The sequence below is a fragment of the Streptomyces hoynatensis genome (assembly GCF_003626535.1).
Classification (GTDB): Bacteria; Actinomycetota; Actinomycetes; order Streptomycetales; family Streptomycetaceae; genus Streptomyces; species Streptomyces hoynatensis.
This window is the reverse complement of sequence record NZ_RBAL01000007.1, coordinates 67261-93185: the sequence shown is the minus strand read 5'-3', so window position 1 is coordinate 93185 and position 25925 is coordinate 67261. Positions and strand designations below refer to the sequence as shown.

The following is a 25925-nucleotide window of genomic DNA, read 5'->3' as shown; positions in this document are numbered from 1 at the left end:
CACCGACCATGGCATCACTCACCAGCGCCACCCGCCTCCGTGGCCGCACGAGAGCCGCCCGGCCCGCCGCGCGCGCCGGAGCGACCGGCGGCACCGTGCGCCCCCAGCGCCGGGCCGGCGTGCTCCTCCTGCTCGGCCCGTTCTTCGTCCTCTTCGCCCTCACCTACCTCGCGCCGATGGCCTACGCCCTGTGGCTCAGCTTCTTCCGCGAGAAGTTCGAGGGCGTCGGCTGGGAAGGCCCCCAGCGGGTCTTCGCGGGCTTCCACAACTACACCCGCGCACTGACAGACACCGACTTCCTCCAGGGCACGGGACGGGTGCTGCTGTACGGGCTGGTGTACGTGCCCGTGCTGATCGCGCTCGCCGCCACCTTCGCCCTGCTGCTCGACAGCGCGCTGACCGCGGCCCGCCGCTTCTTCCAGACGGTCCTCTTCCTCCCCCACATCGTGCCGGGCCTGATCGCGGCCATCGTCTGGGTCTACCTCTACACGCCCGGCCTGAGCCCGGTGATCGACGCGCTGGACTCGGCCGGCGTGCACGTGGACTTCCTCAACGGCGGGGGCGTCCTCTTCTCCCTGGTCAACATCGCCGTCTGGCAGGCCCTCGGCTTCAACATGGTGCTGATCTACGTCGCCCTCCAGGCGATACCCCGCAACACCGTGGAGGCCGCGCGCATCGACGGCGCCGGCGAGATCCGCACCGCCTTCAGCGTCAAGCTGCCCCAGGTCTTCCCCGCGGTCATGGTCGCCACCCTGTTCACGATCATCGGCTCCCTGCAACTGTTCACCGAGCCGCAGATCGTGCAGAGCTCGGGCAACAGCTCGGTCACCGGGAGCTGGACGCCCAACATGCTCGCCTACTCCGCCGCGTTCGAGTCCAACGACTACCACTACGCGGCCACGATCTCCGTGCTGATCGCCCTGCTCGCCGGGGTCCTCTCCTTCGTCGTCACCACGCTCGCCAACCGGAGGAACGCCCGATGAGCGCCGCCGCCCCCGCCACGGACGCCACCCCGCGCGCCACCCAGGGGACGGCTTGGTGGCTGCGCCGCTCCACCGGCACGGCCCTGTGCGCGATCGCCGCCCTCTACACCCTCGCCCCGCTGATCTGGCTGCTGTTCGGGGTCACCAAGACGCTGCCCGAGCTGTACAGCAGCAACGGCTTCTCCCCGTCCGCCGGCTTCCACGTCTTCGGCAACATCGCCGACCTCTTCCGGCAGGACGACGGCGTCTTCGCCCGCTGGATACTCAACACCGCCGTCTACGCGGTCGGCGGCGCCGCCGTCGCCACCCTGCTGTCGGTCGCGGCCGGGTACGCCTTCGACAAGTTCGACTTCAAGGGCCGCGAGAAGTGGTACGCGGTGGTCATCGCCGGCGTCCTCGTCCCGCACACCGCCATCGTCGTGCCGCTGTACCTGATGGCGGCGCAGGTGCGGATGACGGACACCCTCTGGTCGGTGCTGATCCCCGTCATGGTCAACCCGTTCGGGGTCTACCTCGCCAGGGCCTACTCCTCGGGCGCCGTCCCCGGCGAACTTTTGGAGGCGGCAAGGATCGACGGGGCCGGCGAACTGCGCACCTTCTTCACCGTCGGCCTGCGGCTGATGGGCCCGGGCGCGCTCACCATCTTCCTCTTCCAGTTCATCGCCATCTGGAACAACTTCTTCCTGCCGCTCGTCATGCTCACCGACAACGACCTGTTCACCATCGGCCAGGGCCTGTTCACCTGGAACTCGGCCGTGGGGCAGAACCCGGACTACACGCGCCTGGTCGTGGTCGGCTCCGCCGTGGCTACCATCCCGTTGATCCTGCTGTTCATCCCGCTGCAACGCCGCTGGCGGGCGGGACTCGCGGAAGGCGGTATCCGTTGACCGAGCCGAACGCCACCCCCGACGCCGAGCCGAACGCCACCCCGGGGGCAGGGCCGAAGGCCGCGCCCGGGGTGGGGCCGAACGCCCCTGGCGGCTCCGGGCGGAGCGCCGCGGCGGGGGCGCGGCAGGGGGCGCGTGAGGGCACGCCGGCGCGGCCGGGGTGGGCCGCGGAGCCCGAGGACCGCGCGCTGTCCCCCTACACCGGCTGGACCAGGCGGCACTGGGAGCGCGCCGCCGACGACCTGCTCGCCGCGGTCCGCCGCTTCGTGGGACCCGGGGGCGCGCTCTTCGGGCTCCCGGGCCCCGCCAGCGGCTCGGGCCCGTACAGCGACGCGTTCGAGGGCTACGCCCGCACCTTCCTGCTGGCCGCCTTCCGCGCGGCCCACGCCGAACCCGCCGACGCACAGCGGCTGCTGGACGTCTACGCGGACGGCCTGGTCACCGGCACCGACCCGGCGGCGGCCGAACGCTGGCCCGACGTCACCGAGGTGCCGCAGGCCCGGGTCGAGGCGGCCTCGGTCGCCCTCGCGCTGCACGAGACCAGGCCCCTGCTGTGGGACCGGCTGCCGGACCGGGCCAGGCAACGCGCCGTCGACTGGCTCTCGCGGATGGCGGGCATCGAGGTCCCGCGGAACAACTGGCTCTGGTTCAGGGCCGTCGTCGCCGCCTTCCTCCGCTCGGTGGGCGCGCCGTACGCGGCGCGGGACATCGAGCAGGCCGTCGAGGCCACCGACGGCTGGTACCGGGGTGAGGGCTGGTACACCGACGGCGACGGCGCCAACTACGACCACTACAACGGCTGGGCGATGCACCTGTACCCGCTGTGGTACTGCCGGATCTCCGGCGAGGCGGCGGAGGAGGGGCTGCTCGCGCGCTACCGCGCACGGCTGCGCGCCTTCCTGGCCGACGCCCCGTACCTGGTGGCCGCGAACGGCTCCCCGCTCTTCCACGGCCGCTCCCTCACCTACCGGTTCGCCGCCGCCTCGCCCTTCTTCAACGGCGCGCTGTTCGACGCCACGCCGCTGCCGCCCGGCCGCACCAGGCGGGCGGCCAGCGGAATGCTGCGGCACTTCCTCGACCGCGGCGCCACGGAGGAGGGCGGCGTGCTCTCCCTCGGCTGGCACCGCCGCTTCGAGCCGATGCGGCAGGAGTACTCGGGGCCCGGCTCGCCGTACTGGGCGAGCAAGGGCTTCACCGGGCTGCTGCTCCCGCCTGACCACCCCGTGTGGACCGCGCGCGAGGAGCCGCTGCCCGTCGACGAGGGCGACTTCACCCGCACGCTGGCCGTGCCGCGCTGGCTGGTCTCCGGCACCTCGGCCGACGGCGTCGTCCGCGTCGTCACCCACGGCACCCCGCACGTGCCGCACTACCCGCACGTCTACACCCACCACGCCTACACCACGCACACGGCGCCCGACATGGGGGCAGGGCCCGGGAAGCCGGAAGGCGAGGGGCGGGCCCCCGGGAGCGGCGGCCAGGAAACGGGGGGCGCGGCGCCGGCCACGCACGTGGCCTCGGCCGTGCGCGGTCCCTGGGAGGTGCGGCTGGTCCGCGCGGACGGGCCGGTGCGGGTGGCCGGGCATCCGCTCGCCGGCGAGCAGCCGCCCGAGGTCCCCACGGGCAACGAGGGCGTGGTGCGGCGGCGTTCCGACGGCCTGACCAGCGCGCTGGTGCCGCTGCTCCCGGTGCCCTCGGCCACCGTCTCCCTGCGCCGGGCCGAGCACGCCAACGCGTTCGGCCCGCACAGCGCCACCCCGGTCTACGCGGCGGGCGCGGGCGGCCCGCACGCGCTCGCCGTCTTCCTCGGGGTCACCGAGGACGGCACGCTGCCCGCGCCGCCGCGCTTCGAGGCGGACACCGCGACGGTCGTCTGGCCCGACGGCACCACGGGCACCGTGGGCGCGGGCGGCCCGGCCGGGGGCTGAACCCGCCGAGGGCCGCACCGGCCCGGAGCCCGCACCGGTCCGGGGCCCGAACCCGCCCGGGGCCCCCAACCCGTCCGCGTGCCACGCCGGTTGGGGGCCCGCCGGTTGGGGGCGCGCCGGCGGGGCGCGGCGGTTGGTGGGGGCGCGGCGGTTGATGGGGGCGCGGCGGTCGGTGGGGGCGCGGCGGTTGATGGGGGCGCGCCGGTCGGTGGGGCGCGCCCCAGGGCGTTCACCAGGAGGAGATCTCCGGGATCACCTCCGTGGCGCACATCTCCAGCGCGGGGAAGGGGTCCTGCTCGGCCAGGGTCGTCAGGTAGACGGCGGTGAAACCGAGTTCGTGCGCGGCGCGCAACTCGGCCAGGACCTCGTTCGCCTTGGCCCCTGGCCCGAGGCGCAGCACCGTCGTCTTCTCGATCTCCGCGTAGTCGCGGCCCTCACGCGCGCAGTGCTCGCGCAGCGCGTCCAGCTTCCGCGGGGTCTCGGCGGTGTGGAAGATGTTGCAGGCGTCGGCGTACCTGGCGACGAGCCGCAGCGTCTTCCGCTCGCCCGAGCCGCCGATCATGATCTTCGGATGCGGCCTGCTGAGGCTCTGCGGGGAGTTGAGGGTGCGGCCCAGGCGGTAGTGCGCCCCCTCGAAGGGCTCCTCGCTCCCGCTCCACATCTGCCGGCAGATCCGCAGCGTCTCCTCAAGTCGCTCGAAGCGCTCGGCGAGCGGCGGGAAGGGCAGGCCGAGCCCGATGGCCTCCGCGTCGTTCCAGGCGGCCCCGATCCCGAGCCCCGCCCGCCCGCCGCTGAGGACGTCGAGGGTCGTGACGGCCTTGGCCAGCAGCCCCGGATGGCGATAGACGACGCCGGTGACCAGCGTGTGCAGGAGGACGCGTTCGGTGTGCGCGGCCAGGAAACCGAGCGCGGTGTAGCCCTCCAGCATCTCCTGCTCGGGCGGGCCGAGGATGCCGATCTGCCACAGGTGGTCCATGACCGTCAGCCGGGAGAAGCCACCGGCCTCCGCGGTCCGCGCGACCTTCGCCAGGGTGGGGCCGAGCTGCCGCGGGCCGCCGGGCCACGTGAAGTTCTGTACGTGCAAACCGAGTTCCATGTCGAGTCCGTTCGGAGTCGGGAGTCGATGCGGGGAAGAGGGGGCCGGGGGAGTGGGAGGGGCGGGCGTGGCGGTCGGCGCGGCCGTCGGCCGGGTGGCAGGCGAGGCACGCGCCGGCGGGGCGAGGCGTACGCCGGCGCGTTGCAGGCGGAGGCGCCGGGCCGCCGCCCTCCGGCGCCCACGCCGGTGCGTGTCCCCGCCTCACGTAACCGGAGGGTACCCTCCGAAAGTTATCCCCTGCGGAACCCGGGTGGCAAGCCCGGCTCGCCTGTCGGCACCTCCCCGCGGGCGGGCCGCCGTTGCGGCGGGCCCGGCAGCCGGGGGCCGCCCGCGCGGACGCCGGCGTCGACGGGGTGCCCGGGCCGGCCGGCGGCCTCGTCCCTCGGGCTGCCGGAGGTGAGGGCGGCGTCAAGGCCGCCGGCCCGCGCGTCAGGGGCCCGTCATCGGAGGGCGGAGCCCGGCGGGTGCGGGCTTAGCGTCGCGGTGTCACCGGCAGAAAGGCAGGTAGCCGCGATGAGCGCGGACGGTCCCGCAGATACGCTCCCGGCCGGGCGTTACCACGTTCCCGTCCGGCCGGGCCCGGCGCACACCACACGCGTGCGCCTCTTCCGCACTCCCCATGGGGAGGCCACCGTCGTCGCCTTCACCAGCGAGCGGCGGCTCGTCGCCGCACTCGGCCCGGGGCAGCCCTGGGCCACGCTCTGCGACCGCGCGCTCCTGGCGCTCACCGAGCCCCTCGGCGTCACCGCCCTGGTCGTCGACCCGCAACCGGCCGCGCTCGCCGGTCGGCCGGCGCGCCGCCTGCGCGCCGCGGCGGCGTGAGGAGGGCCGGCATGAGCGCCACCCCGCAGCCAGGCCCCGCCTCCGCCCCGGCCGCCCCCGTCCCCCACGCCCCGGCCGCCAACGCCCCGGCCGCCCCCGACGTCCCCCACGTCCCGGCCGCCCTCCACGTCCCCGCCGAACCGGACGTCCCCCACGCCCCCATCGGCCCGGACGCCCCCGCCGGTCCGGGCATCTGGCCGCGCTCCGCGCGTGCCGAGGGCGCCGACATCCTGGTCGGCGGCGTGCCCCTCACCGCCGTGGCCAGGCACTACGGCACCCCCGCCTACGTCCTCGACGAGGAGGAGGTGCGCCGCCGCGCCCGCGGCTACCGCGCCGCCTTCCGGGGCGCCGACGTCTACTACGCGGCCAAGGCATTCCTGTGCCGCGGGCTGGCGCACTGGCTGAACGAGGAGCGGCTCGGTCTCGACGTCTGCTCCGCCGGGGAACTCGAACTCGCCGTCGTCGCCGGCTTCCCGCCCGAGCGCATGGTGTTGCACGGCAACGCGAAGAGCCCCGAGGACCTGCGGGCCGCGTTCCGGCTCGGCGTCGGCAGGATCGTCGTCGACAGCACCGCCGAGATCCTCCGCCTCGCCACCCAGCTGCCGCCAGGCTCACGGCAGAAGGTCCTGGTCCGCGTGGTGCCCGGCATCGCGGCCGGCGGGCACGAGAAGGTGCGCACGGGCACCGAGGCCGCGCACTTCGGCCTCTCGATCGCCGACGGCGCGGCCCAGCACGCCATCGGCCGGATACTGGACCAGCCGGGGCTCGAACTCCTCGGCGTCCACTGCCACCTGGGCTCGCAGATCGCCACGGTGAAGCCGTACCTGCAGGCGGTGCGGCGGACCGTGGGGCTGCTCGCCAGGGTCCGCGACCAGTACGGCGTCGCCCTGCCCGAGCTGAACCTCGGCGGCGGGCACGCCGTCGCCTACCGGCCGGGCGACGAGGCGCTGGACGTTCGCCAACTGGCCGGGCGGGTACGGGCGGAACTCGCCGCGAGCTGCACCGCGGCCGGGCTCCCTCAGCCGCGGCTCGCGATCGAGCCGGGCCGCGGCATCGTGGGGCCCGCGGGGGTGGCGCTCTACCGCGTGCTGGCCGTGAAACGCGCGGGCGGGCGCACCTTCGTCGCCGTGGACGGCGGGATGAGCGACAACCCGAGGCCCGCGCTGTACGGCGTGCGGTACGCGCCCCGGCTGATCGGGCGGCACTCGATCGCCGGGCCCGGCCGGGCGACCGTCGTGGGGCGGCACTGCGAGGCGGGCGACGTGCTGGCCGAGGACGTCTCCCTGCCCGAGGACGTGCGGCCGGGCGACCTGCTGGCCACGCCGGTGTCCGGGGCGTACCACCTGTCGATGGCCTCCACCTGGAACTTCGTCGGCCGCCCGCCGGTCGTCGCGGTCCGCGCGGGCAGGCCGCGGCTCCTGGTGCGCCGCGAGTGCCTCCTCGACCTCAGCCGCCGCGACGTGGGCCTGTGACCCGGGCTCTCACCGGGCCTGCCCGCGCCCCCCGCAGGCGGCCTGGGCCTGGGGGCGGGTCGCGGGGGCGCGGAGGTTGGGGGGTGCGGGCGGTTGCCGGGGGGGTGCCGGGAGGGCGCCGGGGGGTGCCGGGGTGGTGCAGGGGCGGCGGGAGTGGTGCGGGGGTGCGGGGGGTGGTGCGGGGGCGGCGGGTCACAGCAGGCGCAACTGCGTGTCCCGGGCCGGGCGCTGCCTGGGCAGGCGCGTCTCCGCCCGCAGCACCTCGGCGGGCAGCGCGTCCAGGAAGGGCGAGCGGCGCGCCGGGCGCACGGCGCCCTGCCGGAAGCGTTCCGCCGCATGGCTCAGGTACAGGTGCCGCTGGGCACGGGTGATGCCGACGAACAGCAGCCGCCGTTCCTCCGCCTCCTCCTCGGCGGCCTCCCCCGGGTCCGAGCCGGGCCAGCGCATCGGCAGCAGCCCGTCCTCGCAGCCGACGATGAACACCACGGGAAACTCCAGCCCCTTGGCGGCGTGCAGGGTGAGCAGCGAGATCCGGTCGGCGCGCGGGTCCCAGCTGTCCACCTCGACGCCGAGCGCCAACTCGTCGCGGAACGCCGCCAGGTCCTCGCCGCAGCGCTCGGCGAGCGGGGCCAGCAGGTCGGCGGCGAGGCGCAGTTCCGCCTCGGTCACCTGCTCCTCGCCGGGCGCCGCCGCCTCGGCGTCTGCGTCGAGCAGCCTGGCCAGGGCGCGGCGCAGCCGCCCCGGCAGCGGGCCCTCCTCGGCCCGGCCGGCCTCCCCGCCCTCCCCGCCCTCCGCGGCGCCGACGAGCGCCCCGAGGAGGCGGGCGACCCCGGGCCGGTCCGCGAGCCGGTCGTGGGAGCGCTTCTGGAACGGCAGACCCGCCCTGGTCAGGGCCTCCGCCACGGCGCGCGACTGACGGTCGGTCCGGTAGAGCACCGCGATGTCGGCGAAGCCGAGCCCCTGCGCGCCCTCGGTCTCCACCCAGCCGCTGTCCCTGGCGTGGAACGACGCCCCGCCGATCAGCTGTTCCACGGTGCGCGCCACGAACGTCGCCTCCGCCTGCTCGCCGCGCGCCGCGTGCACCTCGACCGGGGCCTCGCCGTGGTCGCCGAGCGGCAGCAGGACCCGGTCGGGCACCAGGGTCGTCGGCGCGACGACCCGCTGCGCCGCCGTCAGAATGCGGGCGCTCGACCGGTAGTTGCGCGTGAGGCGCACGGTGCGGGCGGTGGGGAAGTCCGCCTGGAAACGCAGGAAGAAGCGGACGTCGGCGCCGCGGAAGCGATAGATGGCCTGGTCGGGGTCGCCGATGGCGGTCAGGTTGCCCTCGGGCGTGGCGAGTTGGCGCAGGAGCCGGTACTGCCGCTCGTCGACGTCCTGGTACTCGTCCACGGAGACCCAGCGCCAGCGGTCGCGGTAGGCGGCGGCCAGCCCCGGGTCCGCTTCGAGCAGGGCGAGCGGCAGGTCGATGAGATCGTCCAGGGACACCAGGCCGCGTGCGTGCCGGTCCGGCTCGGACTCCTCGGTGAGCGCGAAGCCGGCCGGCAGGCCCGCCCGTTCGTGCTGTTCGCGCAGGATGCGCAGCCCGAGGGAGTGGAACGTCGCGATCGTCAGCCGGGGCGCGTGCGCGGGCGCGAGGTCGGCCAGGCGCTCGGCCATCTCCTGCGCGGCGCGCCGGGTGAAGGTGATCGCCAGGCACTGCTCGGGCGGCACGCCGTGCACCGTCACCAGGCGGGCGATGCGGTGCGTCAGGGTGCGGGTCTTTCCGGTGCCGGGTCCCGCGATGATCAACAGGGGGCCGTGCGTGACCTCCGCGGCGGCGCCCTGGTCGGGGTCAAGACCGGGAACCGGGCCCGCCGGCCGGTCTCCTCCCGCTCCCCCTTCCGCTCCCGGCAGCCCGTCGCGCCCGCCGCCCGCGCCTGCCACGTCCGGGCCTGCCGCGTTCGGTTCCGCCGCGTTCGGGCCTGCCGTGCCCGGTGCTGCCACGTCCGGGCCCGCCGCGTTCGGCTCTTCCGCGTCCGGGGCCGCGCCGCCCCGTTCCGCGGCGGGGGTGGGGCGTTGCGCGGGCACGCCGGGGCGTGCGGCGCCGGACCGGCCGTCCGCCGCGGAGCCCCCGCGCGCCGGGCGCCCGCTGTCCCGGCCGTCGCCGGACGGGGGAACCTCGAAGAGGCCGTCGTCGAAGAGGGCGGGCGCGGCGTGGACCGTGAGCCGCTTCAGCTCGCCCGGCTGGAACAGCCGGATCACGCCGTACTCGCCGTCGTACCCGGCCTCGCGGATCACCTCGCCCCGGCGCAGCCTGGACACCGCCTCGCCGACCAGCGGCGCGTGCGGCTCGATGGCGTCCACGGGGACGTCCTGCAGGATGGAGAGTTCGGGGCCGAGCGCGGTGGTCAGCCGCTCGACCTCGGCGGCCACCCGCTTGCTCTTCGGGCCGACCCCGGCGATCTCGCCCACGATCTCCGGCAGCGGCACCAGGCTGTGGAAACCCGCCGCACCCGCAGGGCGTACCGGCTCCGGCCGGTCCGCGAGCTCCTGCACCCGGCTGAGCACGCCGACCGTCAGCGGCTTCGCGCACTCCGGACACCGGCCGCCGAGGGCACGGGTCTCCTCCGGCTCCAGCCGCACCCCGCACTTGCGGTGGCCGTCGACGTGGTACTTGCCCTCCTCAGGGAAGAACTCGACCGTACCCGCGTGCCCTTCGCCCGTCTGGAGGGCATGCCTTACCGAGAAGTAGTCCAACTCGGTGTCGAAAAGGGTCGTTTCACGGCCGAGCATGGGCGGCGAGTGCGCGTCGGAGTTGCTGACCAGGCGATAGCGGTCCAGGGCTGAGATCCGCCAGTTCATGTCGGGGTCGCTGGAGAGGCCGGTCTCCACCGCGAAGATGTGGTCGGAAAGATCCGCGTAGCAGTCCTCGATCCGGTCGAAACCCGACTTGGAACCGAGAACCGCGAACCAGGGCGTCCAGACATGCGCGGGAATCAGGAACGCGTCCGGGCTGCTCTCGAGGGCGGTCTCCAGCAGGTCGCGCGAGTCGAGGCCGAGGATCGGGCGGCCGTCCGAGGCGATGTTGCCGATCCGCGCCAGCCGCCGGTTGAACTCGGCCGCGGAGGCGAAGTCCGGCATGTAGACGAGGTGATGGACCTTGCGGGTGCGGTCGCCGCGCTTGTAGATCGTGGAGATCTCGACGGAGAGCAGAAATCGCACCGGCCGCTCCGCCAGCGAGGGCGGCAGGCGGCGCGTGACCTCCCGGTCGAGCTCCTCCCTGAGCCGGAACACCCCCGGCCCGGCCTCCACCAGCGTCTCGGTGAGGTGCGCGAACCACGCCGGGTGCGTGAAGTCCCCGGTGCCGACCAACGCGATGCCCTTGCGCCTGGCCCACCAGGCCAGATGCTCCAGATCGCAGTCCTTGCTGCAGGCCCTCGAAAACTTGGAATGGATATGGAGATCAGCGTGAAAGCGCACCCGTGTCATCCTTCCACAGTGAAAGAAGTACCTCTGACGGGCGGCAATGTCAGCGCTGGCGTCGTGCGGGCAGGGGAGACGGTGCGCCGGCCCGCCGGCCCCTGGACTCCCGCCGTCCACGCGCTCCTCGACCACCTCCACCACGCCGGGTACCGGGCGGCACCCCGCCCGCTCGGGATCGACGAACAGGGCCGGGAGGTGCTGACGTTCGTGCCGGGCGACACGCTCTGGCCGGAGCGCATGGACCGGCTCGCCCCCGTGGAACGGCTGCGGCGGGTGGCCCGGCTGATCCGTGAGTTCCACGATGCCGTGGCCGACTTCTCGCCGCCGGCCGACGCCGAGTGGCGCACCGTCATCGCGCCGGACGGCGACGAGATCATCGCCCATCACGACCTGGCGCCGTGGAACCTGGTCGTCGACGAAACGGCAGACTCCTGGGTCTTCATCGACTGGGACGGTGCCGGTCCCGGCACGCGGCTGTGGGACCTCGCCTACGCGGCACAGGGCTTCGTGCGGCTGACCCCGAACCCCGAGTTCACGCGCCCCGACGAGGAGGCGGCGGCGCGGCTGCGCGCGTTCGCCGACGCCTACGGCCTCGACGAGGCCGAGCGCCGCGCCTTCGTGCCGCTGCTCGGGCGGCGCACGCGCGCGATGTACGACTTCCTGCGCGAGCAGTCGGCGCTGGGAACCGAGCCGTGGACGACGCACTGGCGCGAGGGGCACGGCGAGGCCTGGCGCGAGGACGCCGAGTACGTCGAACGCCGCGCCGCCCTCTGGACAAGCGCGCTCCTCGACTGACGCCGCCGACTCGGCGGCTGGGAACGGGGCTCGGCCGGTGGGGACGGCTCGGCTGATGCCGTCGGCTCGGCTGGTGGGGACGGCGGAGCGCACGCCGCGCGCCCCCACCACGCCCCAGCACGCCCCCAACCGGCCACCGCGCCCCCATACCGCCCGCCGCGCCCCCATACCGCCCGCCGCAACCCCACGCACCTCCGTCCGCGCCCCGCCACCCCGGGTCAGCTCCGGTTCCACAACGCCAGGTCCGAATTCCGCCAGTCCCGTCCCCCCGCCCCGCCGCACACTCGGGGACATGAGCACCACCGTCACGCGTTACACCACGATGGAAAGCCCGCTGGGCGAGCTGCTGCTCGTGGGCGAGGGCACGCGGCTGAGCTCGCTGTCCATGCCGGGGCAGCGCGGGGGTGTCTCCGCGCTGCCAGGCTGGCGGCGCGACCCGGCGGCGCTGGCTCCGGCCGTGGCCCGCGTCCGGGCCTACTTCGCCGGCGAACTCACCCGCTTCGACCTCGACTTCGACACCAGCGGCACCCCCTTCCAGGAACGCGTCTGGCGGGCCCTGGACGACATCCCCTATGGCACGACCACGACCTACGGCGAGCTGGCCGCGCGCCTCGGCGTGCCGCGCGCCGAGAGCCGCGCGCTCGGCGCCGCCGTCGGCGCGAACCCGCTGCTGCTGGTGCGCCCGTGCCACCGCGTGATCGGCGCGGACGGCTCCATGCGCGGCTACGCGGCCGGCGTCGCCCGCAAGACCGCGCTGCTGACCCACGAGGGCGCCCTGCCCCCTGCCCTGTTCCCGGCGGAGGCGGCGGAACACCCATGACGGGGCCCGCCCCACCTCCCGCCGCACCTGGCGCCCGCCGCCACCCGCCACCACCTGTCAGCGGCACGCTCCCTCGCCGCTCTGCCGGCCGCGTTCCCCGGCCGCGCTGCCCGGCGGGCCCGCGCACGGCGGGCGGGTGTCAGGCCACGCGCGCCAGCGCCTCCGCGAGTGGCTCCAGCACGGCGGGAGTGTAGGGCGACGGCAGAGAGACGATCGCGAGCTCCGCACCGGCCTCGCCGAACGTCGCCGCGTCGGCTGCCGCCGCGGCCGGATCGCCGTGGTACCGCACCTGGACCGAAACCAGGATGTCCGCAGGGTCGCGGCCGACGTCGGCGCAATGCCGGTTCAGCGCGTCGCGGGCTCGGAGGAACTCCGCGACCGTGCCGTTGTCGAAGTTCCAGTGCTGAGCGAAGCGGGCCGCCGTGCGCAGCGTGCGCTTCCGGCCGCTGCCGCCGATGCAGAGTGGCGGGTGGGGCCGCTGCAAGGGCTTGGGCTCGCACCGGGCGTCGGTCAGCTGATAGAAGCTGCCCTTGAACGTCGTGGTTTCCTGGCCCAGCAGTCCCGTGATGACCTGGCAGGCCTCCTCGAACCGGTCGCTCCGCTGCCTGGCGGTGCCCAGTTCGATGCCGTAGGCACGCGACTCCTCCTCATTCCAGCCCGCGCCGATGCCCAGCTCCAGCCGCCCGCGGGACACGACGTCGAGGGTCGCCGCCATGTTGGCCAGCACCGCCGGGTGGCGGTGGTGAATCCCGGTGACCAGGGTGCCGATGCGCAGCCGGTGGGTCGCCTGCGCCAGTGCCGTGAGCGTGACCCACCCCTCAAGGCGCGGAACGGAGGGGGCAGCGCCGTGGGTCGGGTAGAAGTGATCGGAGGTCCAGCCGGATTCGAAGATCTCGATGCCGTCCGCGACCTGCCACACGTTCAGCAGGTCCTCCCAGGACGCGTTCTGCGGCGAGGTCTTGAAGGCGAAACGCATGCGTCCAGGCGACGTTGCGTCAGCCATCCTGTCAAGAACGGCACCTCACTTCCCCGGCCGCGCCCCGGGCTTGGCCCCGCCGGTCGTCACCCGCGAGCAGAAAACGCCGGGAACTCCGACCCGCCGCCCCTCGCCCACGCCCGCACGGCCCACCCCGGCAGCCCGGCCACCCGCCCGAGCAGCCCGGCCGGACGGCCCTCCTCCCCGCGACCGCCCCTCCCCACCCGCGACCGCACCGCGCGTTCCGCACGCGGCAGGTCGGTCGCTCCGGTCCGCTACGCGGTGAGTGCCGTGCCCGCGGGGGCGCCGTCACACGCGGGGACTCGCCTTCCAGGAGGCCGCGTAGGCGCGCGCCGGGTTGTCGACGAAGATCGCGGTGGCCACACGCGTCCCCAGCTCGCGCTCGATCCGCGGCCGCAGCCCACTCAGCAGAAACGGCATCCCCGGCCCCTCCCCGCCCGCCGCCCGGGCCACGGCCGTGGTGGTGTCGCCGCCGAGCAGCAACTGCCCCGAGTACCCGGCCTCGCACAGCGCGGCCAGCGTGTCGAGCAGCCGCCAGTCGGTGGCATGGTGCGCGCGGGACGGGCCGTCGAACACCAGGAAGGCGCCGGCCTCCGCCACCCGGCGATGCACCCGCACGTCGGGGGACCGGTTCAGGTGGCCCAGGAGCACCCGCTCCGGCGGCACGTCGAGCCAGTCACACAGCAGGGCCAGGACGTCGAGCGCCGCCGTGCCGCCCTCCAGGTGCACGCCGATCGGGGCGCCGGTCGCGTGATGGGCCTCGGCCGCCGCCGTCATCACCCGCCTGGCATGCGCGTCCACCCCGTGAAACGCCCCCGCCACCTTGATCATCCCGGCGCGCGCGGTCCCGTGGGGGCCGTCGGGATCGTCGTCGTTGCGCAGCCCCCGCGTGAGCTCGTCGACGAACAACTCGGTCAGCCGGTCGCGCACCCGCTCCATCAGGGTGGTCCCGATGTGCCCGAGCTGATGCAGCCCGGTGGCGGCGACGATGTGCACCCCGGCCGCGCGCGAGACCTCACCGAGCCGCCCGGCCCGGCGCCCCATCCCGAACGGCGTCCACTGCACCACCGCCCGGCCCCCGAGCGCCGCGAACGCCCGCAACTCCGCCGTCGCCGCCGCCGGATCGTCCAGCTCCTGACCCGCGAGCAGCAGAGAGCGCATGAACAGGTGATCGTGGGCGTCGCACACCCCGAACTCCTCCGGCGCGACATCCCCGAGAACGGTCCTGATGACCGGCTGTCCGCTCGCCTCGGTGCTCATGCGGTCAGGCTACGTGCCCCCAGCTCACCGCCTCCCGCTCTTCCTCTCGCCTCCTCTCCTGGCGAATCCCTCCTTGCCACGCCCGCCACTCGGGCCGCATTCACCCGGCCTCATCCCGTCCCGAGGGGCGGTGCCGCCTCGGGAACCCGGCGCCACCCCCAACGGTCACATCCCCACACCGCCCGGCCGCGGAGTCTCCACCACGATCCCGCCGCGCGGTCCGCTCGCGAGCCTTCGCCGCGGAGTGCCGGCCGCCGGGCCGCGACCGCCCCGAACCCTCAACGGGCGCCGCCCGACCCGCTCTCCGGAAGGGGCCGGTAGACGGACACGGTGAACGACATGGTGACCCCGAGGGGCGTCGGCAGAGCCGCCACCCGGCGGCGCACCTCCTCTCCCGTGACATGGCGGGCCGCCGGCCCCATCAACACCACGTCGGCCACGTCCTCGCTCGCGAGCCGTCTGACGTACTCGAGTGGCGTGACCCGCTCCCGCGTGAAGTGGCCCGCCAGGGCCCGCCGCAGCCGGTTCTCCTTCTCCGCGTCGACCCGGAGCAACAGCCCCTCCCACGCGCGCAACTCCCCCAGATGCCGCTCGGTCGGCGTCACCACCACGAGCCTCCCCGAAGGCCGCAGCACCCGGTGGAACTCCGGCCCGTTCCGCGGCGCGAACACGTTGAGCAGCACGTCCACCGCCCGGTCCGGGACGGGAAGCGGGCGCCACACGTCCCAGCTCGCGGCCCCCGCCCTCGGATGTGACCGGGCGGCCCGCCGCAGTGCGAACTTCGACGCGTCGAGCCCGAGCCCGACCGCCTCCGGCAGCGCGTCCAGCGCCGCGGCGAGGTAGTACCCCGTGCCGGCCCCGGCGTCCAGAACCGTCCGCGCCCCCGGCGGGCAGGACGCGGCCACCGACTCGGCGAGCGGCGCGTAGTGCCCGGCGGCAAGGAAGGCGACGCGCGCCCGCACCATGTCCGCGCTGTCCCCCTCGCCCGTCACCTGGCCGCCCGCGAGCAGGCTCACATAGCCCTGCCTGGCGATGTCGAACGAGTGCCGTCTGCGGCAGCGGAGGGCGCCGTCCGCGGCGGCGAGGGGCTCCTCGCACACCGGGCATCTCAGAAGGCCGAGCGGCTGCGGGCGGTGAGAGGAGGGACGGGGGGCGGGTTCTCGCATGGTGGTTCCTGAGGGCCGCGGCCGTGGACGAGGGCCGGACAACGAGTGTGGGCGCGCACGGACGGCGGCATCGGAGACGGCGATGCTACCGCGGCCTGCCCGAACTCCCCCGGTCATCCGGCCGGGAACGGCGGCTCGGCGATCAACTCGCCTCCGCGTAGGGGCGCAGCGCCACCTGAGCGGACAGGGCCAGGCCATTCGAACCCGCGCCGGCCGGCAGGCCGAGTATTCGGTCGAGGACGCGTCCCAGCGGGCCGCACTGTGACGTGCGGGGGGCCGCGAAGTCCCGGTCCTCGGCGGCGAAGTGCACGATCAGCGGGTCCTGGGAGATCACGGAAGTGGGCTCGGTGTCCTTCAGCACCAGGTGTATCGGCTCTGCCTGGGTGCCTATCGTGCAGCCGCGTGGCAGCCCGGGACCGGAGAGGCCGAGCGTCATGTCCAACTCGCCGCGCCGCTCGTCGTTCGACTGGAAGTCCGCGTCGCCGCCGTACCCCGGGGTGATGCGCCACGGAGTGCCGGGCAAGGGGAGCGGAGACGCGGTCATCGCCCCGAAGACCTGCCGGTAGGAACCGTCCACCGTGCCTTCGGCGAACGTGATCGTCATCGGCCGGTCGACCGGGATCTGCAGGCGGCCGATCGACAGGCTTCCCTCGGCCGCCATGGCCTCGCAGCGCCAGTCGGCGGGGTCGGCCCCGCTCGGCAGCGCGGCTACGGAGGGACAGGAGGCCAGGTCGAAGCCCGGCGCCGCCGCGCCCGGCTCCTCCGCGCGGGCGGTGGCCGTGGCTCCGAGGACGATGCCGGCCAGTGCCGCCGCCACGCCGACGGCCCGGCGCAGGGTGGGGAGCGGCGAGCCAGGGGAGGCGAGGCGCGGCAGGAGCCCGAAGGGCCCGGAGGGGCGAGTCGGCTCTGCCGCGTGAGCCGACCGGCCGCCGGTCGTGCTGCTCTTTCGGGACATGGGAGGGGCTCCTGCCGCTGGTGGGGAACGCTGTGTGTTTCCGAGACTACAGAGTTTCCTCTGCAGAGGCAAGTCTGCAGAGAAAACTCTGCGAGTAGGCTGGGTGCATGAAGGACTCAGCGGCGGCCTCCGGCCCGGAGGCGGAGCGGGACACGATCAGCGATCCGGCGGCGCTCAAGGCGCTCGCCCACCCCTTGCGGCTCAAGATCCTGCGCCACCTCGGGGTCTCAGGACCCGCCACCTCCACCACGCTCGCCGCGGCCCTCGGCGAGAACACGGGCACGCTCAGCTATCACCTTCGCCAGCTGGAGCGCGGAGGGTTCATCGAGGACATCCCCGAGCGCGCCTCCGGGCGCGAGCGCTGGTGGCGCGGCGTGCGCGGACTCGACGTGCGGCGGCCGGCCCCGGAGGAGATGACCGACGCGGAACGCGCCGTCGCCGACACGCTCGACCGCATGCGGCTGGCCGAGGACATCGAGCTGGCCAGGAGGTTCCAGGAGGGGCAGGCCGAGGCCGGCGGCTGGATGCGTGGCTCCCGAAGCCTGAGCCATCTCACCAGAGAAGAGCTGAATGCCTTCCACGACGCCTACCTGGAGCTTCTCGCCCGCTTCTCCCGAGGGCCCGAAGAGGCGCCGCCAGGCGCAAGGCCGGTGCTCCTGCGCTGGTTCGGCCTGCCGGCCGACTGAGCTTCGCCGGACGCCGGCCGCTGTGGCACGTTGTCACTCGCGCCCGGGTGCGGAAGATCCTTGTCCGTAAGCGTTGACGTGCCGAAAACCCGACGGAGGAGTAAGACACATGACGATCAGGCCGGCGAGGACCGAAGAGGCCGGTCCCCTGAGCGAGTTGGCCCTCAGATCGAAGGGGCACTGGGGCTACGACGCCGAGTTCCTCGAGTCCTGCCGCGCGGAACTGACCCTCACCGCCGAGGACATCGCGCGCGGCGGCACCGCCGTCGCCGAGCGGGACGGAACCGTCCTCGGCTTCGTGACAGTGGTGGGCCCGCCGCCCACGGGCGAGCTCGCCATGCTGTTCGTCGAGCCCCAGGCCATCGGTCAGGGCATCGGCCGTGCGCTCTTTACGCACGCGGTCGCGGCGGCGCGGGAGGCCGGTTTCGAGCGGCTGGTGTTCGAGGCCGACCCCCACGCCGAGCCGTTCTACCGCGCGATGGGCTCCGAACGAGTCGGCCTCGTTCCCTCCGGCTCGATACCCGGCCGCTTCCTGCCGCAGATGGCCTTCGCACTCACGGCCGCGCCGCTAGCCTGAACGTTCGTCGGCCGTGCGTTCTCGCCGGCGCACCACGCAGACCGCTGGGAGACTGATGTACGAGCCCCCCGCCCACGCCGCGAACGACCGCGAGGCCCATGGCGCGTTCGGTACCTCATTCGGCGCCGGTGAGGCGCAAGAGAGCGACACGGGAGCACAGAGCCGGCCGACGGCGGACGCAGCCGCCACACTCCGGTCCGCGCCGCTGCGGCGCGCCCTGGCATGGCTCATCGACTACGCCCTGGTGATTGCCGTCGCCGTCCTGCTCGGCATCCTCACCTTCCACCGTGTCGAAGCCCTGGCCACCGACGTACCCGGCCTCACCGAGCGGGGCGCCTGGCAGATCGTCCGATCCCGCGGCGACCTGGGCGCTTCCGCGAGCGGCCTCGGCAACTCGCTGTGGCACTCGGTGGTGACCGACGTCCAACAGGCCTTCGGCGCACTGGTGCTGTTCGCCTTCTGCTACCGCTTCGCGACCCTGGCCTGGCTCGGCCGCACGCTCGGGCAGGCGGCCGCCGGCCTGCGAGTGGTCCCGCACCGCGCATCCGCTGCACCACGGCCCACCCGCCGCTCGGCGGCGGTCAGGGCCGCCGTCACCACCTGCTGCGACGTCGCCTGTTACTCGCTCGCCTGCTGCCTGCTCGTCGACGGCTCCCTCGTCCTCTCCTTCCTGTGCTGGGCCCTCGCGGTCCTCCTGTTCTGGGCCAACGCCCTGCCCGCTCTCGCCGGCTCCGGCCGCTCGCTCGCCGACCGGGCGGCAGGCACGCGCGTGCTCCGTGTGGGCGTGCTGCGGGCCGCGACGACCGTGGCGATCGCCGGAGGGCGCTACGCCGGACGACTCGCCCGCCAGGCCGCGGGCTCGCCACTCGGCCGGGCCACCGCGCAGCGCGCCCGCGCCACGCTCACCCGCGCCCGGCCGGCGGAGAGCGCCGAACTCACCTCAGGCTCGGGCGAGCACCCCACCCAGCCGCGGCCGTGACCTTCACCCCCGTCGCACTCACGGAAGGATGCGCGCGGCCCTCGCTGCACTGAGCCAGGCGGGGAACTCGCCGGTCAGCGCGTCGTACAGCACCGAATCGGGAACGGCGCGCGGCGTTTCCCCGACGGGGAAGAAACCGGCGTTGTCCACGATGCGCTTGCCGGGAACGGGCAGATCGTCCAGCCTGCGCAGGAAGTTGAACTGCTTGCTGTCCGGCGGGCCGAAGCCGAGGAACTGCCAGAACAGGGGCAGCCGCGCGGCAGCACACAGCGCCTGCTCTGCGGCGGAACGAGAAGAGGGTCCGCCGTCCGTCTGGAAGACCACCAGGGCGGGATGAACGGCTCCCGACGCGGTGTAGTGGTCGATGACGGCCTGCATGGCCAGGTGGTAGTTGGTCCGGCCCATGTGGCCGAGGCCCTTATGGAGGTCGTTGATCCTGCCCTCGTGGCCGCCGAGCCCTATCTCCGCTATGCCGTCGACCTCTGTGGAGAAGAAGACGACGGGGACGGTGCCGTCGTCGTCCACGTGCGCGGAGAGCCCAAGCACCTGCTCGGCCAGGTGCTGCATGGTGCCGTCCTTGTAGTGCCCGCTCATGCTCCCGGAGCGGTCGAGCACCAGATACACGGCGGCCCGCTGTCCCGCGAGCCCCGACTTCTCCAGCGAGACCCGGGCGGACTCGTAGAACCCCACGAGCCCCGGCGCTGCCTGGCGGACCTTCTCCAGGCTGATCGCGGAGTCCACCCCCTGCGCGGCGCTCCCCTGCACGTCCCCCATGTCGACCTCCCCTGCCGAACCACCCACCGACTCCGAGGACGATACGCGGTCTCCCGACCTCGGGGATACCAACGAAAGTAGGGAAGAAGAGCGACTGAAGGAGATCATTCCGCGGCCGGGCAGCGGGTCCGGAAACTCCCGACGAAAGTCGGAACGAGTCGAGCCGTAAGACAGAAGCGCGTGACCGCCTCCCCTCCATACCGTCGAGGAGCACGGTGAAGGCAGACCAGGAAGGGCCGGCAGGCATGATCACTCTGGAGCGGCTGACCAAGCGTTTCGGCGCGCGCACCGCCGTCGACGACCTCAGCGCCGAGATCACAGCGGGGTCGGTGACCGGGTTTCTCGGACCCAACGGCGCGGGGAAGTCCACCACGATGCGGATGATCCTCGGCCTCGACCGGCCGACGTCGGGGCGGGCCCTCATCGGCGGCCGGCCGTACCAGGAGCTGCGGTACCCGCTGCGTGAGGTGGGGGCGCTGCTCGACGCCAAGGCCCTGCATCCCGGCCGCCGGGCGCGCACCCATCTGCGCGCCCTGGCCCGCAGCCACGGGATACCCGCCGCCCGGGTGGACGACGTGCTGGAGATGGTGGGTCTTGGCGGGGTGGAGCGGCAACGCGCGGGCACGTTCTCCCTGGGGATGAGCCAGCGGCTCGGGATCGCCGCGGCGTTGATCGGAGACCCGGGCATCCTGCTCTTCGACGAGCCGGTCAACGGCCTCGACCCGGACGGCGTGCTGTGGATTCGGACGCTGATCCGCTCGCTGGCGGCGGAGGGCCGGACGGTCTTCGTCTCCAGCCATCTGATGAGCGAGATGGAGTTGATGGCGGACCAGCTCGTCGTCATAGGGCGCGGGCGGCTGATCGCGCACGCTCCGGTGGCCGAAGTGATCGCCGCCAGCTCCCAGGCGGCCGTCGTCGTGCGAGGTCCCGACCACGAACGCATCACCGGTCTCGGCCGGCACCTGGCCGCGGCGGGCGCGCGAGTGGAGAGCGAGGAGGAGGGACGGCTGCTGGTGTCCGGCGCCCCGATCGAGGACGTCGGCCTTGCGGCCCACCGTCTCGGCGTGCCGCTCTTCGAGCTGAGTTCCCGCCGGGCCTCGCTCGAGCAGGCCTACATGGAGCTGACCGCAGACTCGGCCCAGTTCACCGCGTCCTGAAGGCCACGTCCCGGTCCCGTCTTGCGACGAGCCGCTCCGGCCTCGGCCGGCCCCGCCCCCTGGTGAGCCGCCCACGTCCCGCCTTCGGGCTTCCGACGCCCCCACACACTTTTTGCCCACGTCCCCTGCCCACGAGTTCTGCCCGTACCCGACTTCCCGGACGCACCGGCTCCGACCCAAAGAGAGGCCCCCATGTCCACCCCAAGCACGCTCCTCGCCCGCACCGGGCCCCTGCGCGGCACCCTGGGCGCCGAGTGGACCAAGTTCTGGTCCGTGCGCTCCACCTGGTGGTCCCTGTTCAGCGGCCTGGCCCTGATGGTCTGTGTCAGCGCGATCCTCGGCATGGACTTCGCCAACGACGTCGAAGCGGGCGAAACCACGGACGGCACCACGATGGGATTCGCCGAGCCCGCGGCGAACGCGGTGCTCCTCACCCAGTTCGCGGTCGTCGCCTACGCGATGCTCGTGCTCACCTCGGAGTTCGCCACGGGCGCGATGCGGGTCACACTGACGGCCGACCCGCGGCGAGGCCGCGTGCTGCTGGCGAAGACCACGACGGTGACGCTCGTGACGGTCCCCTTCGCCCTCGCGCTGGCGCTGCTCGGCCTCGCCCTCGGCCACCTGACGCTCGGCTCACACGGCACCGGGAGCGCGGAAGAGCAGGTGGGCGATCTGGCCGCGGTGACCGTGTACCTGATACTCACGGCCATCCTCACGGTGGGCGTGGGCGCGATACTCCGCAGCTCCGTCGGCACCCTGAGCGCCGTGCTCGTCGTGATGCTGGCGCTCCCGCTGATCGTGACGACCACGGGCTCGGAGTACCTGCCCGGGCGGGCCGGCCTGATCATGCTCTCCAACGAGCAGGAGCCACTGAGCCCGGTGGGAGCGGGGGTCGTGCTGGCGATATGGGCCCTGGCGGCGCAGCTGGCGGGCTATGTGGCACTGCGCCGCCGCGACGTCTGAAGCGCTCTTCGCGGGCGAGTGGGCCGACCCTGGGCGGTGTGGGCGGGGGTGGCCGCAGCCGGGAGCCGACCGCGACCCGGCGGAGAGCGGCGGCTTCCCGGCGCCGGGTGCCGGGGGGGCCACGGCACCGGCCCGGCACCGCTCAGGTCGCGGCCTCCTCGACCAGGCCGGCCTCGTAGGCGACGATCGCGGCCTGGACCCGGTTGCGGACGCCGAGCCTGGCCAGGATGGTGCTGACGTGGGACTTCACGGTCCCCTCCGTCAGACGCAGACGGTGGCCGATCTCCGCGTTGGACAGGCCGGAGCCGAGCAGCGCGAGGACCTCGCGCTCCCTGCCGCTGAGCGCACCCGTCCGGTCCCCGCCGTCCGGCCCCGGGTACAGCCTGCCCCGGCCGAGGCGCGCGATGACCCGCTTGGCGACGCGGGGCGACAGGTAGGCGGCGCCTTCCGCTGCCGCCCGCACCCCCGCGATCAGCTCCCGTGGGTCCCCGCTCTTCAGCAGGAATCCGGTGGCTCCCCCGTCCAGCGCCCGCGCGATGTACGCGTCCTCGCCGAAGGTGGTGAGGATGACCACGGCGGTCTCCGGCAGGACCCGTCGCAGCTCCGCCGTGGCGGCGAGGCCGTCCAGCCGCGGCATCCTGATGTCGAGCACGGCCACGTCGGGCCGGTGCCGCAGGGCCAGTTCGACGGCGTGCTGCCCGTCACTCGCCTCGGCAACCACCTCGATGCCCGGGTCGGTCGTCAGGATGGCCCGCACCCCGGCGAGGATCAGCGGTTCGTCCTCCGCCAGCAGCACCCGAAGCGGTCGCCGCGCCTCGTCCGGCGCCTCCCGGCCGGGCGTCTCGGGCTCTCGGTCGGTCATCGTGGTCCTCGTCGTCCCTGTCGTTCGCACCTGTCGTTCGCACCTGTCGTTCGCATCGGCCGGCATCGTTCCCGTGGGCCTCGTCGTCCGGAGCGTCCTGTGCACGTCGTGTCCCTCGCGGGCCACGTTCACCGCCGCACGTGCCGGCTTCCGGTCTCCGGCCACTCTCGCATCCGCCGTGCCCCGTGGCCGCAGCACCGCCGGGGCAGCGGGCACGGGCCGGTTCGGCCGTGCCGCATCGAACACCCCACCGTTCGGCCCCGCCCCGCGTCGCCGGTCCCGGCTCACCCGCCCGCCCCGTCCGCACCGTGCAGCGGGAGATCGGCCTTGTCGACCAGCACGCCGTTCCTGAAGCACAGGCGGTAGACGTGTGTGGAGGAGCCGTCGTCTGGCGAGTAGTACTCGCAGACGGCGTCCGAGGGTACCGGGGGCTCCCGGTCGGGGCGCGTGTGCGCCTCCCGCCGGGGAAGCAGATGGTCCAGGTCCTCGCGGGATTCGCCGACGTGCATGCGCGCGAAGGAACCGGCCGACAGATCGGAGTCGCCGACCACGAAGTAGTAGACGGAGGCCGTCAGCGCGAGGGCGGCCCCGGTGAACCCGAGAGCCCTGACGAAGCCGAAGCGCAGAGACCTGCGTTGCCTGGCGACCCGTTCGGCGACCGCGGGTTCCGGCGGCGAGGCGGGGGCCGACGCCTGGTGCGGCAACGTGGCTTCGACCCGGAAGCCGCCCTCCTCGGTGCGCTCGGCGGTGAAGGTGCCACCGAGCAGCCGCGCCCGTTCGCCGATGCCGACCAGTCCCCGCCCGCTGCCCACCGCCGGGGCGGCGAGCTCCCCAGGCGCGGGACCGTTGACGATCCGCAGCCGGGTCTCCTCCGTCGAGCCGTCCACGGACAGCTCGACCGGCGCCCCCGGCGCGTGCTTGGCGGCGTTGGTCAGCGCCTCCCGCGTGATGCGCTCGACGGCGTGACTCGTCATCGGCGGCATGTCTCCCGGGCCGGACCGCCGCAGCGTCACCTCCATGCCGGAGGCGCGGCAGCGTGCCACGAGTTCCTCCAGGCTCTCGTGCGCGCCGGCGTGCACGGGCGTGACCGGGGCGGCTTCCGTCGCCTCACGGAGCACGCCGATGATGTCGTGGAGCCGCTCGGTGGCGGCGGCCGCCCCGGCCCGCAGCTCGGCCGCCTGGGTTCGCTGCCGCTCGTCCAGACCGGCGGACAGCTCCAGGGCGGCGGCGCGGACCGCTATGAGGCTCAGGTCGTGGCCGAGGGAGTCGTGCATGTCCTGAGCTATGCGGGCCCGCTCGCGCAGCCTGGTCTGCTCGGCGATCATGCTCTGTTCGCGCTCCAGTTGTTCTGCGTGCTTCCAGCCCGCCTCGCCCAGCGCGACCCGCTGGAACTGGTAGCGACCCACCAGCCAGGGCAGCACGACCGTGCCGAGCAGTTCGACGGGCAGCGCGAGCAGACGTGTCCAGGTGCCGGTGACAAGGGCCGCACCCACCGAGACGAGCACGGAGGGCAGCCACTCCCGTGGTCGTGGATCGCCGGTGGTGCGGCGGCCCGCCAGGAAGGCCACCAGCGCCACCGCCCCGAAGAAGCGGTCGTTCCATTGAGCCAGACCGAGCGCGAGGGCCAAGCCCGCCGGTCGGGAACCCCTGGCCAGCGCCGCCACCGCCAGCACGCCGCCCACCAGCAGGCACAGATAGCCGGAGGAGGGAGGCCAGGGCATGTTGATGCTGAGCATTCCGGCCAGGACGAGGCACCACCAGCCGAGGTCGGCCAGCAGCCCGCTCCTGGTCGCGATCCGCCGCAGTCTCGCGGGCACCCCTGTGGACAGGTCGCCGGCCGCGATCCGCCGCAGCCTTCCCGCCCCGGGCGCGAGCCTGCGCGGCTGCCCGGGGAGCAGGCGTGACGCGAGCTGGCGCACGTCCATGCGTCCGTGCGCCCCGGCACCGCTCTCCGACCCGCTTTCCACCTGTCAAGGAGTACCACGAGCCCGCGCGGCCGCTCCCGGCCCCGGTGCCCCGCCCCGGCCCTCACGCCCGGGGGACGCCGGCTCCGGCCCCGGTGCTGCCCGGTGTCCGCACGGGGGCGCCCCGGCCGGGTTCCGCGCGCCTGCCCGGCCGTCCCCCGCGGGCGGGCCTGGCCCTCCCCGCGCCCAGCCGTCCCCGCGGGCCCAGCCGTCCGCGCAGGGCCAGCCGGTCCCAGCCGTCCCCGCGCCCCGCGGTCCCCGTGGTCCCGGCCGCCCCCGGCGCCGGGGCCCCACCCCGGTTCCCACTTCCTGGGGCCCCGGTCCCGACCCCGCACCCCCGTTCCGCCCACGTCCCCCCACACCGCGTCCCCAGGCCCCGCCACAGGCCCCCGTCCACCTACGGTGCCCCACCCGCGGGGTGGAGCCGCCGGGCGGTTCGCGCACGGCGTGGGTCAGGCGGCGCGCAGGGCCGGGAGGACCGTGCGGATCTGACCGATCGGGTCGTCGCCGAGGGGACGCAGCACGACCGTCGTGGTGCCGGCCTCCCACAGTCCGGTGACGCGCTCCGCGACCGTGGCCACGTCTCCGGAGGCCATGTACACCTCCTCGGGGGCGATGCCGAGCCACTCGGCCGTCTCGGCGACGGTCGTCGCGGTCGCCGCGGCCACCCGGGCGGGGTCATCGGCGGTGAAGAGGTAGGTGAAGACGGCGAGTTCGTGTCCGCGTTCCTCGGTGGCCGCGGCCCTGCCCTTCGCGATGTGGCCGAGCGCCGCCGCCACCGCGGACGGCCCCTGGCCCTCGGACAGGATCGTGCCGTCCGCGACCCGCCCCGAGAGTTCCAGGGACCTGGGCCGCATCACTCCCGCGACGACGGGCGGGGCCTCGGCCGGCGGGTGGACCAGCCGGACGTCGCGGACCCGCACCGCGCGCCCCTCGACGTTCGCGGTGGCGCCGCGCACCAACGCCCGTACCACGGTGATCGTTTCGCCGAGCAGCGCCAGCTTGGCCGGTGAGGCGGCGCCGACCTGCTCCATCCACTCCTGCACCCCGTGCCCGACGCCCGCGATCAGCCGGCCGGGGAACACGCGGGCCAGCGTGGCCAGTTCCATGCCGAGCAGCGCCGCGTTGCGCAGCGGCGCCGGGGTGATCCCGATGCCCACGCGCAGCCGGGAGGTGGCCGCCAGGGCGAGCGCCGCGGAGGAGACGGCCCCGGCCCAGGCCAGATCCTCCACGACCCACAGGTCGTCGACTCCGGCTTCTTCCGCCTGCCGTGCGAAGGCGGGCAACTCCTCGGGCCTGCGGTCCCGATCGAACATCACGCCG

Annotated in this window: 22 protein-coding genes; 12 read left to right on the top strand and 10 right to left on the bottom strand. The window is 74.3% G+C overall.

Features of this window, described 5'->3' with window-relative positions; all coding sequences use genetic code 11:
- Window positions 1–8 precede the first annotated feature (8 nt).
- From D7294_RS14320 to D7294_RS14310, 3 genes are read left to right on the top strand one after another with little or no spacing between them, the layout of a single operon-like run.
- Window positions 9–983, top strand: a complete 975-nt coding sequence (locus D7294_RS14320) for a carbohydrate ABC transporter permease (protein ID WP_120679523.1) — start codon at window positions 9–11, stop codon at window positions 981–983.
- The gene (locus D7294_RS14315) at window positions 980–1870 is read left to right on the top strand and encodes a carbohydrate ABC transporter permease (RefSeq protein WP_120679521.1); all 891 of its coding nucleotides are present in this window, start codon (window positions 980–982) and stop codon (window positions 1868–1870) included. Before D7294_RS14320 ends, D7294_RS14315 begins: the two co-directional genes overlap by 4 nt.
- Window positions 1867–3795, top strand: a complete 1929-nt coding sequence (locus D7294_RS14310) for a DUF2264 domain-containing protein (protein ID WP_120679519.1) — start codon at window positions 1867–1869, stop codon at window positions 3793–3795. Before D7294_RS14315 ends, D7294_RS14310 begins: the two co-directional genes overlap by 4 nt.
- A 229-nt stretch (window positions 3796–4024) precedes the next feature.
- On the opposite strand, the gene D7294_RS14305 is transcribed toward D7294_RS14310, so the two are convergent.
- Window positions 4025–4879 carry an LLM class F420-dependent oxidoreductase gene (locus D7294_RS14305; protein ID WP_479681728.1) on the bottom strand — a complete coding sequence of 285 codons (855 nt, stop codon included), beginning with the start codon at window positions 4877–4879 and terminating at the stop codon, window positions 4025–4027.
- A gap of 39 nt (window positions 4880–4918) precedes the next feature.
- Between D7294_RS14305 and D7294_RS33860 the strand changes: the two genes are divergently transcribed.
- Both D7294_RS33860 and lysA read left to right on the top strand, forming a co-directional pair.
- Window positions 4919–5713, top strand: coding sequence for an SAV_915 family protein (locus D7294_RS33860; protein WP_338325655.1), 795 nt, complete (start codon window positions 4919–4921; stop codon window positions 5711–5713).
- 11 nt (window positions 5714–5724) lie between these two features.
- A complete protein-coding gene (lysA, locus tag D7294_RS14290) occupies window positions 5725–7185 on the top strand; it encodes a diaminopimelate decarboxylase (RefSeq protein ID WP_120679511.1) in 1461 nt (486 codons plus the stop codon).
- Window positions 7186–7377: 192 nt separating this feature from the next.
- On the opposite strand, the gene D7294_RS14285 is transcribed toward lysA, so the two are convergent.
- Window positions 7378–10644 carry a UvrD-helicase domain-containing protein gene (locus tag D7294_RS14285; protein WP_120679509.1) on the bottom strand — a complete coding sequence of 1089 codons (3267 nt, stop codon included), beginning with the start codon at window positions 10642–10644 and terminating at the stop codon, window positions 7378–7380.
- Window positions 10645–10662: 18 nt separating this feature from the next.
- Between D7294_RS14285 and D7294_RS14280 the strand changes: the two genes are divergently transcribed.
- Window positions 10663–11442 (top strand): phosphotransferase enzyme family protein, encoded by a 780-nt coding sequence (locus D7294_RS14280; protein ID WP_338325649.1) that lies wholly within the window; start codon window positions 10663–10665, stop codon window positions 11440–11442.
- 292 nt (window positions 11443–11734) lie between these two features.
- The gene (locus tag D7294_RS14275; protein ID WP_120679505.1) at window positions 11735–12262 is read left to right on the top strand and encodes a methylated-DNA--[protein]-cysteine S-methyltransferase; all 528 of its coding nucleotides are present in this window, start codon (window positions 11735–11737) and stop codon (window positions 12260–12262) included.
- Between the two features lie 139 nt (window positions 12263–12401).
- On the opposite strand, the gene D7294_RS14270 is transcribed toward D7294_RS14275, so the two are convergent.
- The 4 genes from D7294_RS14270 to D7294_RS14255 form a co-directional block, all read right to left on the bottom strand.
- Window positions 12402–13238: an LLM class F420-dependent oxidoreductase gene (locus tag D7294_RS14270; protein ID WP_120679503.1), complete on the bottom strand. Its 837-nt coding sequence runs from the start codon at window positions 13236–13238 to the stop codon at window positions 12402–12404.
- A gap of 309 nt (window positions 13239–13547) precedes the next feature.
- Window positions 13548–14519 (bottom strand): phosphotriesterase family protein, encoded by a 972-nt coding sequence (locus D7294_RS14265; RefSeq protein WP_120679501.1) that lies wholly within the window; start codon window positions 14517–14519, stop codon window positions 13548–13550.
- Window positions 14520–14797: 278 nt separating this feature from the next.
- On the bottom strand, window positions 14798–15685 hold the full coding sequence (locus tag D7294_RS14260; RefSeq protein ID WP_120679500.1) for a putative RNA methyltransferase: 888 nt from the start codon (window positions 15683–15685) through the stop codon (window positions 14798–14800).
- A 142-nt stretch (window positions 15686–15827) separates the two neighbouring features.
- A complete protein-coding gene (locus tag D7294_RS14255; RefSeq protein ID WP_206619507.1) occupies window positions 15828–16640 on the bottom strand; it encodes a hypothetical protein in 813 nt (270 codons plus the stop codon).
- Window positions 16641–16747: 107 nt separating this feature from the next.
- On the opposite strand from D7294_RS14255, the gene D7294_RS14250 reads away from it, so the two are divergent.
- From D7294_RS14250 to D7294_RS14240, 3 genes are all read left to right on the top strand, one after another.
- Window positions 16748–17326 (top strand): ArsR/SmtB family transcription factor, encoded by a 579-nt coding sequence (locus D7294_RS14250; RefSeq protein ID WP_120679498.1) that lies wholly within the window; start codon window positions 16748–16750, stop codon window positions 17324–17326.
- A 109-nt stretch (window positions 17327–17435) separates the two neighbouring features.
- On the top strand, window positions 17436–17903 hold the full coding sequence (locus D7294_RS14245; RefSeq protein ID WP_120679496.1) for a GNAT family N-acetyltransferase: 468 nt from the start codon (window positions 17436–17438) through the stop codon (window positions 17901–17903).
- 55 nt (window positions 17904–17958) lie between these two features.
- Window positions 17959–18882: an RDD family protein gene (locus tag D7294_RS14240; RefSeq protein ID WP_120679494.1), complete on the top strand. Its 924-nt coding sequence runs from the start codon at window positions 17959–17961 to the stop codon at window positions 18880–18882.
- 18 nt (window positions 18883–18900) lie between these two features.
- Here D7294_RS14240 and D7294_RS14235 read toward each other — a convergent pair whose 3' ends face one another.
- A complete protein-coding gene (locus D7294_RS14235; RefSeq protein WP_120679492.1) occupies window positions 18901–19656 on the bottom strand; it encodes a VWA domain-containing protein in 756 nt (251 codons plus the stop codon).
- 245 nt (window positions 19657–19901) lie between these two features.
- On the opposite strand from D7294_RS14235, the gene D7294_RS14230 reads away from it, so the two are divergent.
- The gene (locus D7294_RS14230) at window positions 19902–20813 is read left to right on the top strand and encodes an ATP-binding cassette domain-containing protein (protein WP_120679490.1); all 912 of its coding nucleotides are present in this window, start codon (window positions 19902–19904) and stop codon (window positions 20811–20813) included.
- 192 nt (window positions 20814–21005) lie between these two features.
- A complete protein-coding gene (locus D7294_RS14225; protein WP_120679488.1) occupies window positions 21006–21776 on the top strand; it encodes a hypothetical protein in 771 nt (256 codons plus the stop codon).
- A gap of 142 nt (window positions 21777–21918) precedes the next feature.
- On the opposite strand, the gene D7294_RS14220 is transcribed toward D7294_RS14225, so the two are convergent.
- The 3 genes from D7294_RS14220 to D7294_RS14210 all read right to left on the bottom strand — a co-directional run bounded on the left by D7294_RS14220 (window position 21919) and on the right by D7294_RS14210 (window position 25918).
- Window positions 21919–22638 (bottom strand): response regulator transcription factor, encoded by a 720-nt coding sequence (locus D7294_RS14220; RefSeq protein ID WP_120679486.1) that lies wholly within the window; start codon window positions 22636–22638, stop codon window positions 21919–21921.
- Between the two features lie 284 nt (window positions 22639–22922).
- On the bottom strand, window positions 22923–24563 hold the full coding sequence (locus D7294_RS14215; RefSeq protein WP_120679484.1) for a sensor histidine kinase: 1641 nt from the start codon (window positions 24561–24563) through the stop codon (window positions 22923–22925).
- A gap of 491 nt (window positions 24564–25054) precedes the next feature.
- Window positions 25055–25918, bottom strand: coding sequence for an LLM class flavin-dependent oxidoreductase (locus D7294_RS14210; protein WP_120679949.1), 864 nt, complete (start codon window positions 25916–25918; stop codon window positions 25055–25057).
- Window positions 25919–25925 lie beyond the last annotated feature (7 nt).

Coding starts and splice junctions, on each gene's coding strand:
- D7294_RS14320 (WP_120679523.1), top strand. CDS start 9: ATGGCATCACTCACCAGCGCCACCCGCCTCCGTGGCCGCACGAGAGCC.
- D7294_RS14315 (WP_120679521.1), top strand. CDS start 980: ATGAGCGCCGCCGCCCCCGCCACGGACGCCACCCCGCGCGCCACCCAG.
- D7294_RS33860 (WP_338325655.1), top strand. CDS start 4,919: ATGCGGGGAAGAGGGGGCCGGGGGAGTGGGAGGGGCGGGCGTGGCGGT.
- lysA (WP_120679511.1), top strand. CDS start 5,725: ATGAGCGCCACCCCGCAGCCAGGCCCCGCCTCCGCCCCGGCCGCCCCC.
- D7294_RS14275 (WP_120679505.1), top strand. CDS start 11,735: ATGAGCACCACCGTCACGCGTTACACCACGATGGAAAGCCCGCTGGGC.
- D7294_RS14270 (WP_120679503.1), bottom strand. CDS start 13,238: ATGCGTTTCGCCTTCAAGACCTCGCCGCAGAACGCGTCCTGGGAGGAC.
- D7294_RS14265 (WP_120679501.1), bottom strand. CDS start 14,519: ATGAGCACCGAGGCGAGCGGACAGCCGGTCATCAGGACCGTTCTCGGG.
- D7294_RS14260 (WP_120679500.1), bottom strand. CDS start 15,685: ATGCGAGAACCCGCCCCCCGTCCCTCCTCTCACCGCCCGCAGCCGCTC.
- D7294_RS14255 (WP_206619507.1), bottom strand. CDS start 16,640: ATGTCCCGAAAGAGCAGCACGACCGGCGGCCGGTCGGCTCACGCGGCA.
- D7294_RS14250 (WP_120679498.1), top strand. CDS start 16,748: ATGAAGGACTCAGCGGCGGCCTCCGGCCCGGAGGCGGAGCGGGACACG.
- D7294_RS14245 (WP_120679496.1), top strand. CDS start 17,436: ATGACGATCAGGCCGGCGAGGACCGAAGAGGCCGGTCCCCTGAGCGAG.
- D7294_RS14240 (WP_120679494.1), top strand. CDS start 17,959: ATGTACGAGCCCCCCGCCCACGCCGCGAACGACCGCGAGGCCCATGGC.
- D7294_RS14235 (WP_120679492.1), bottom strand. CDS start 19,656: ATGGGGGACGTGCAGGGGAGCGCCGCGCAGGGGGTGGACTCCGCGATC.
- D7294_RS14230 (WP_120679490.1), top strand. CDS start 19,902: ATGATCACTCTGGAGCGGCTGACCAAGCGTTTCGGCGCGCGCACCGCC.
- D7294_RS14225 (WP_120679488.1), top strand. CDS start 21,006: ATGTCCACCCCAAGCACGCTCCTCGCCCGCACCGGGCCCCTGCGCGGC.
- D7294_RS14220 (WP_120679486.1), bottom strand. CDS start 22,638: ATGACCGACCGAGAGCCCGAGACGCCCGGCCGGGAGGCGCCGGACGAG.
- D7294_RS14215 (WP_120679484.1), bottom strand. CDS start 24,563: ATGGACGTGCGCCAGCTCGCGTCACGCCTGCTCCCCGGGCAGCCGCGC.
- D7294_RS14210 (WP_120679949.1), bottom strand. CDS start 25,918: ATGTTCGATCGGGACCGCAGGCCCGAGGAGTTGCCCGCCTTCGCACGG.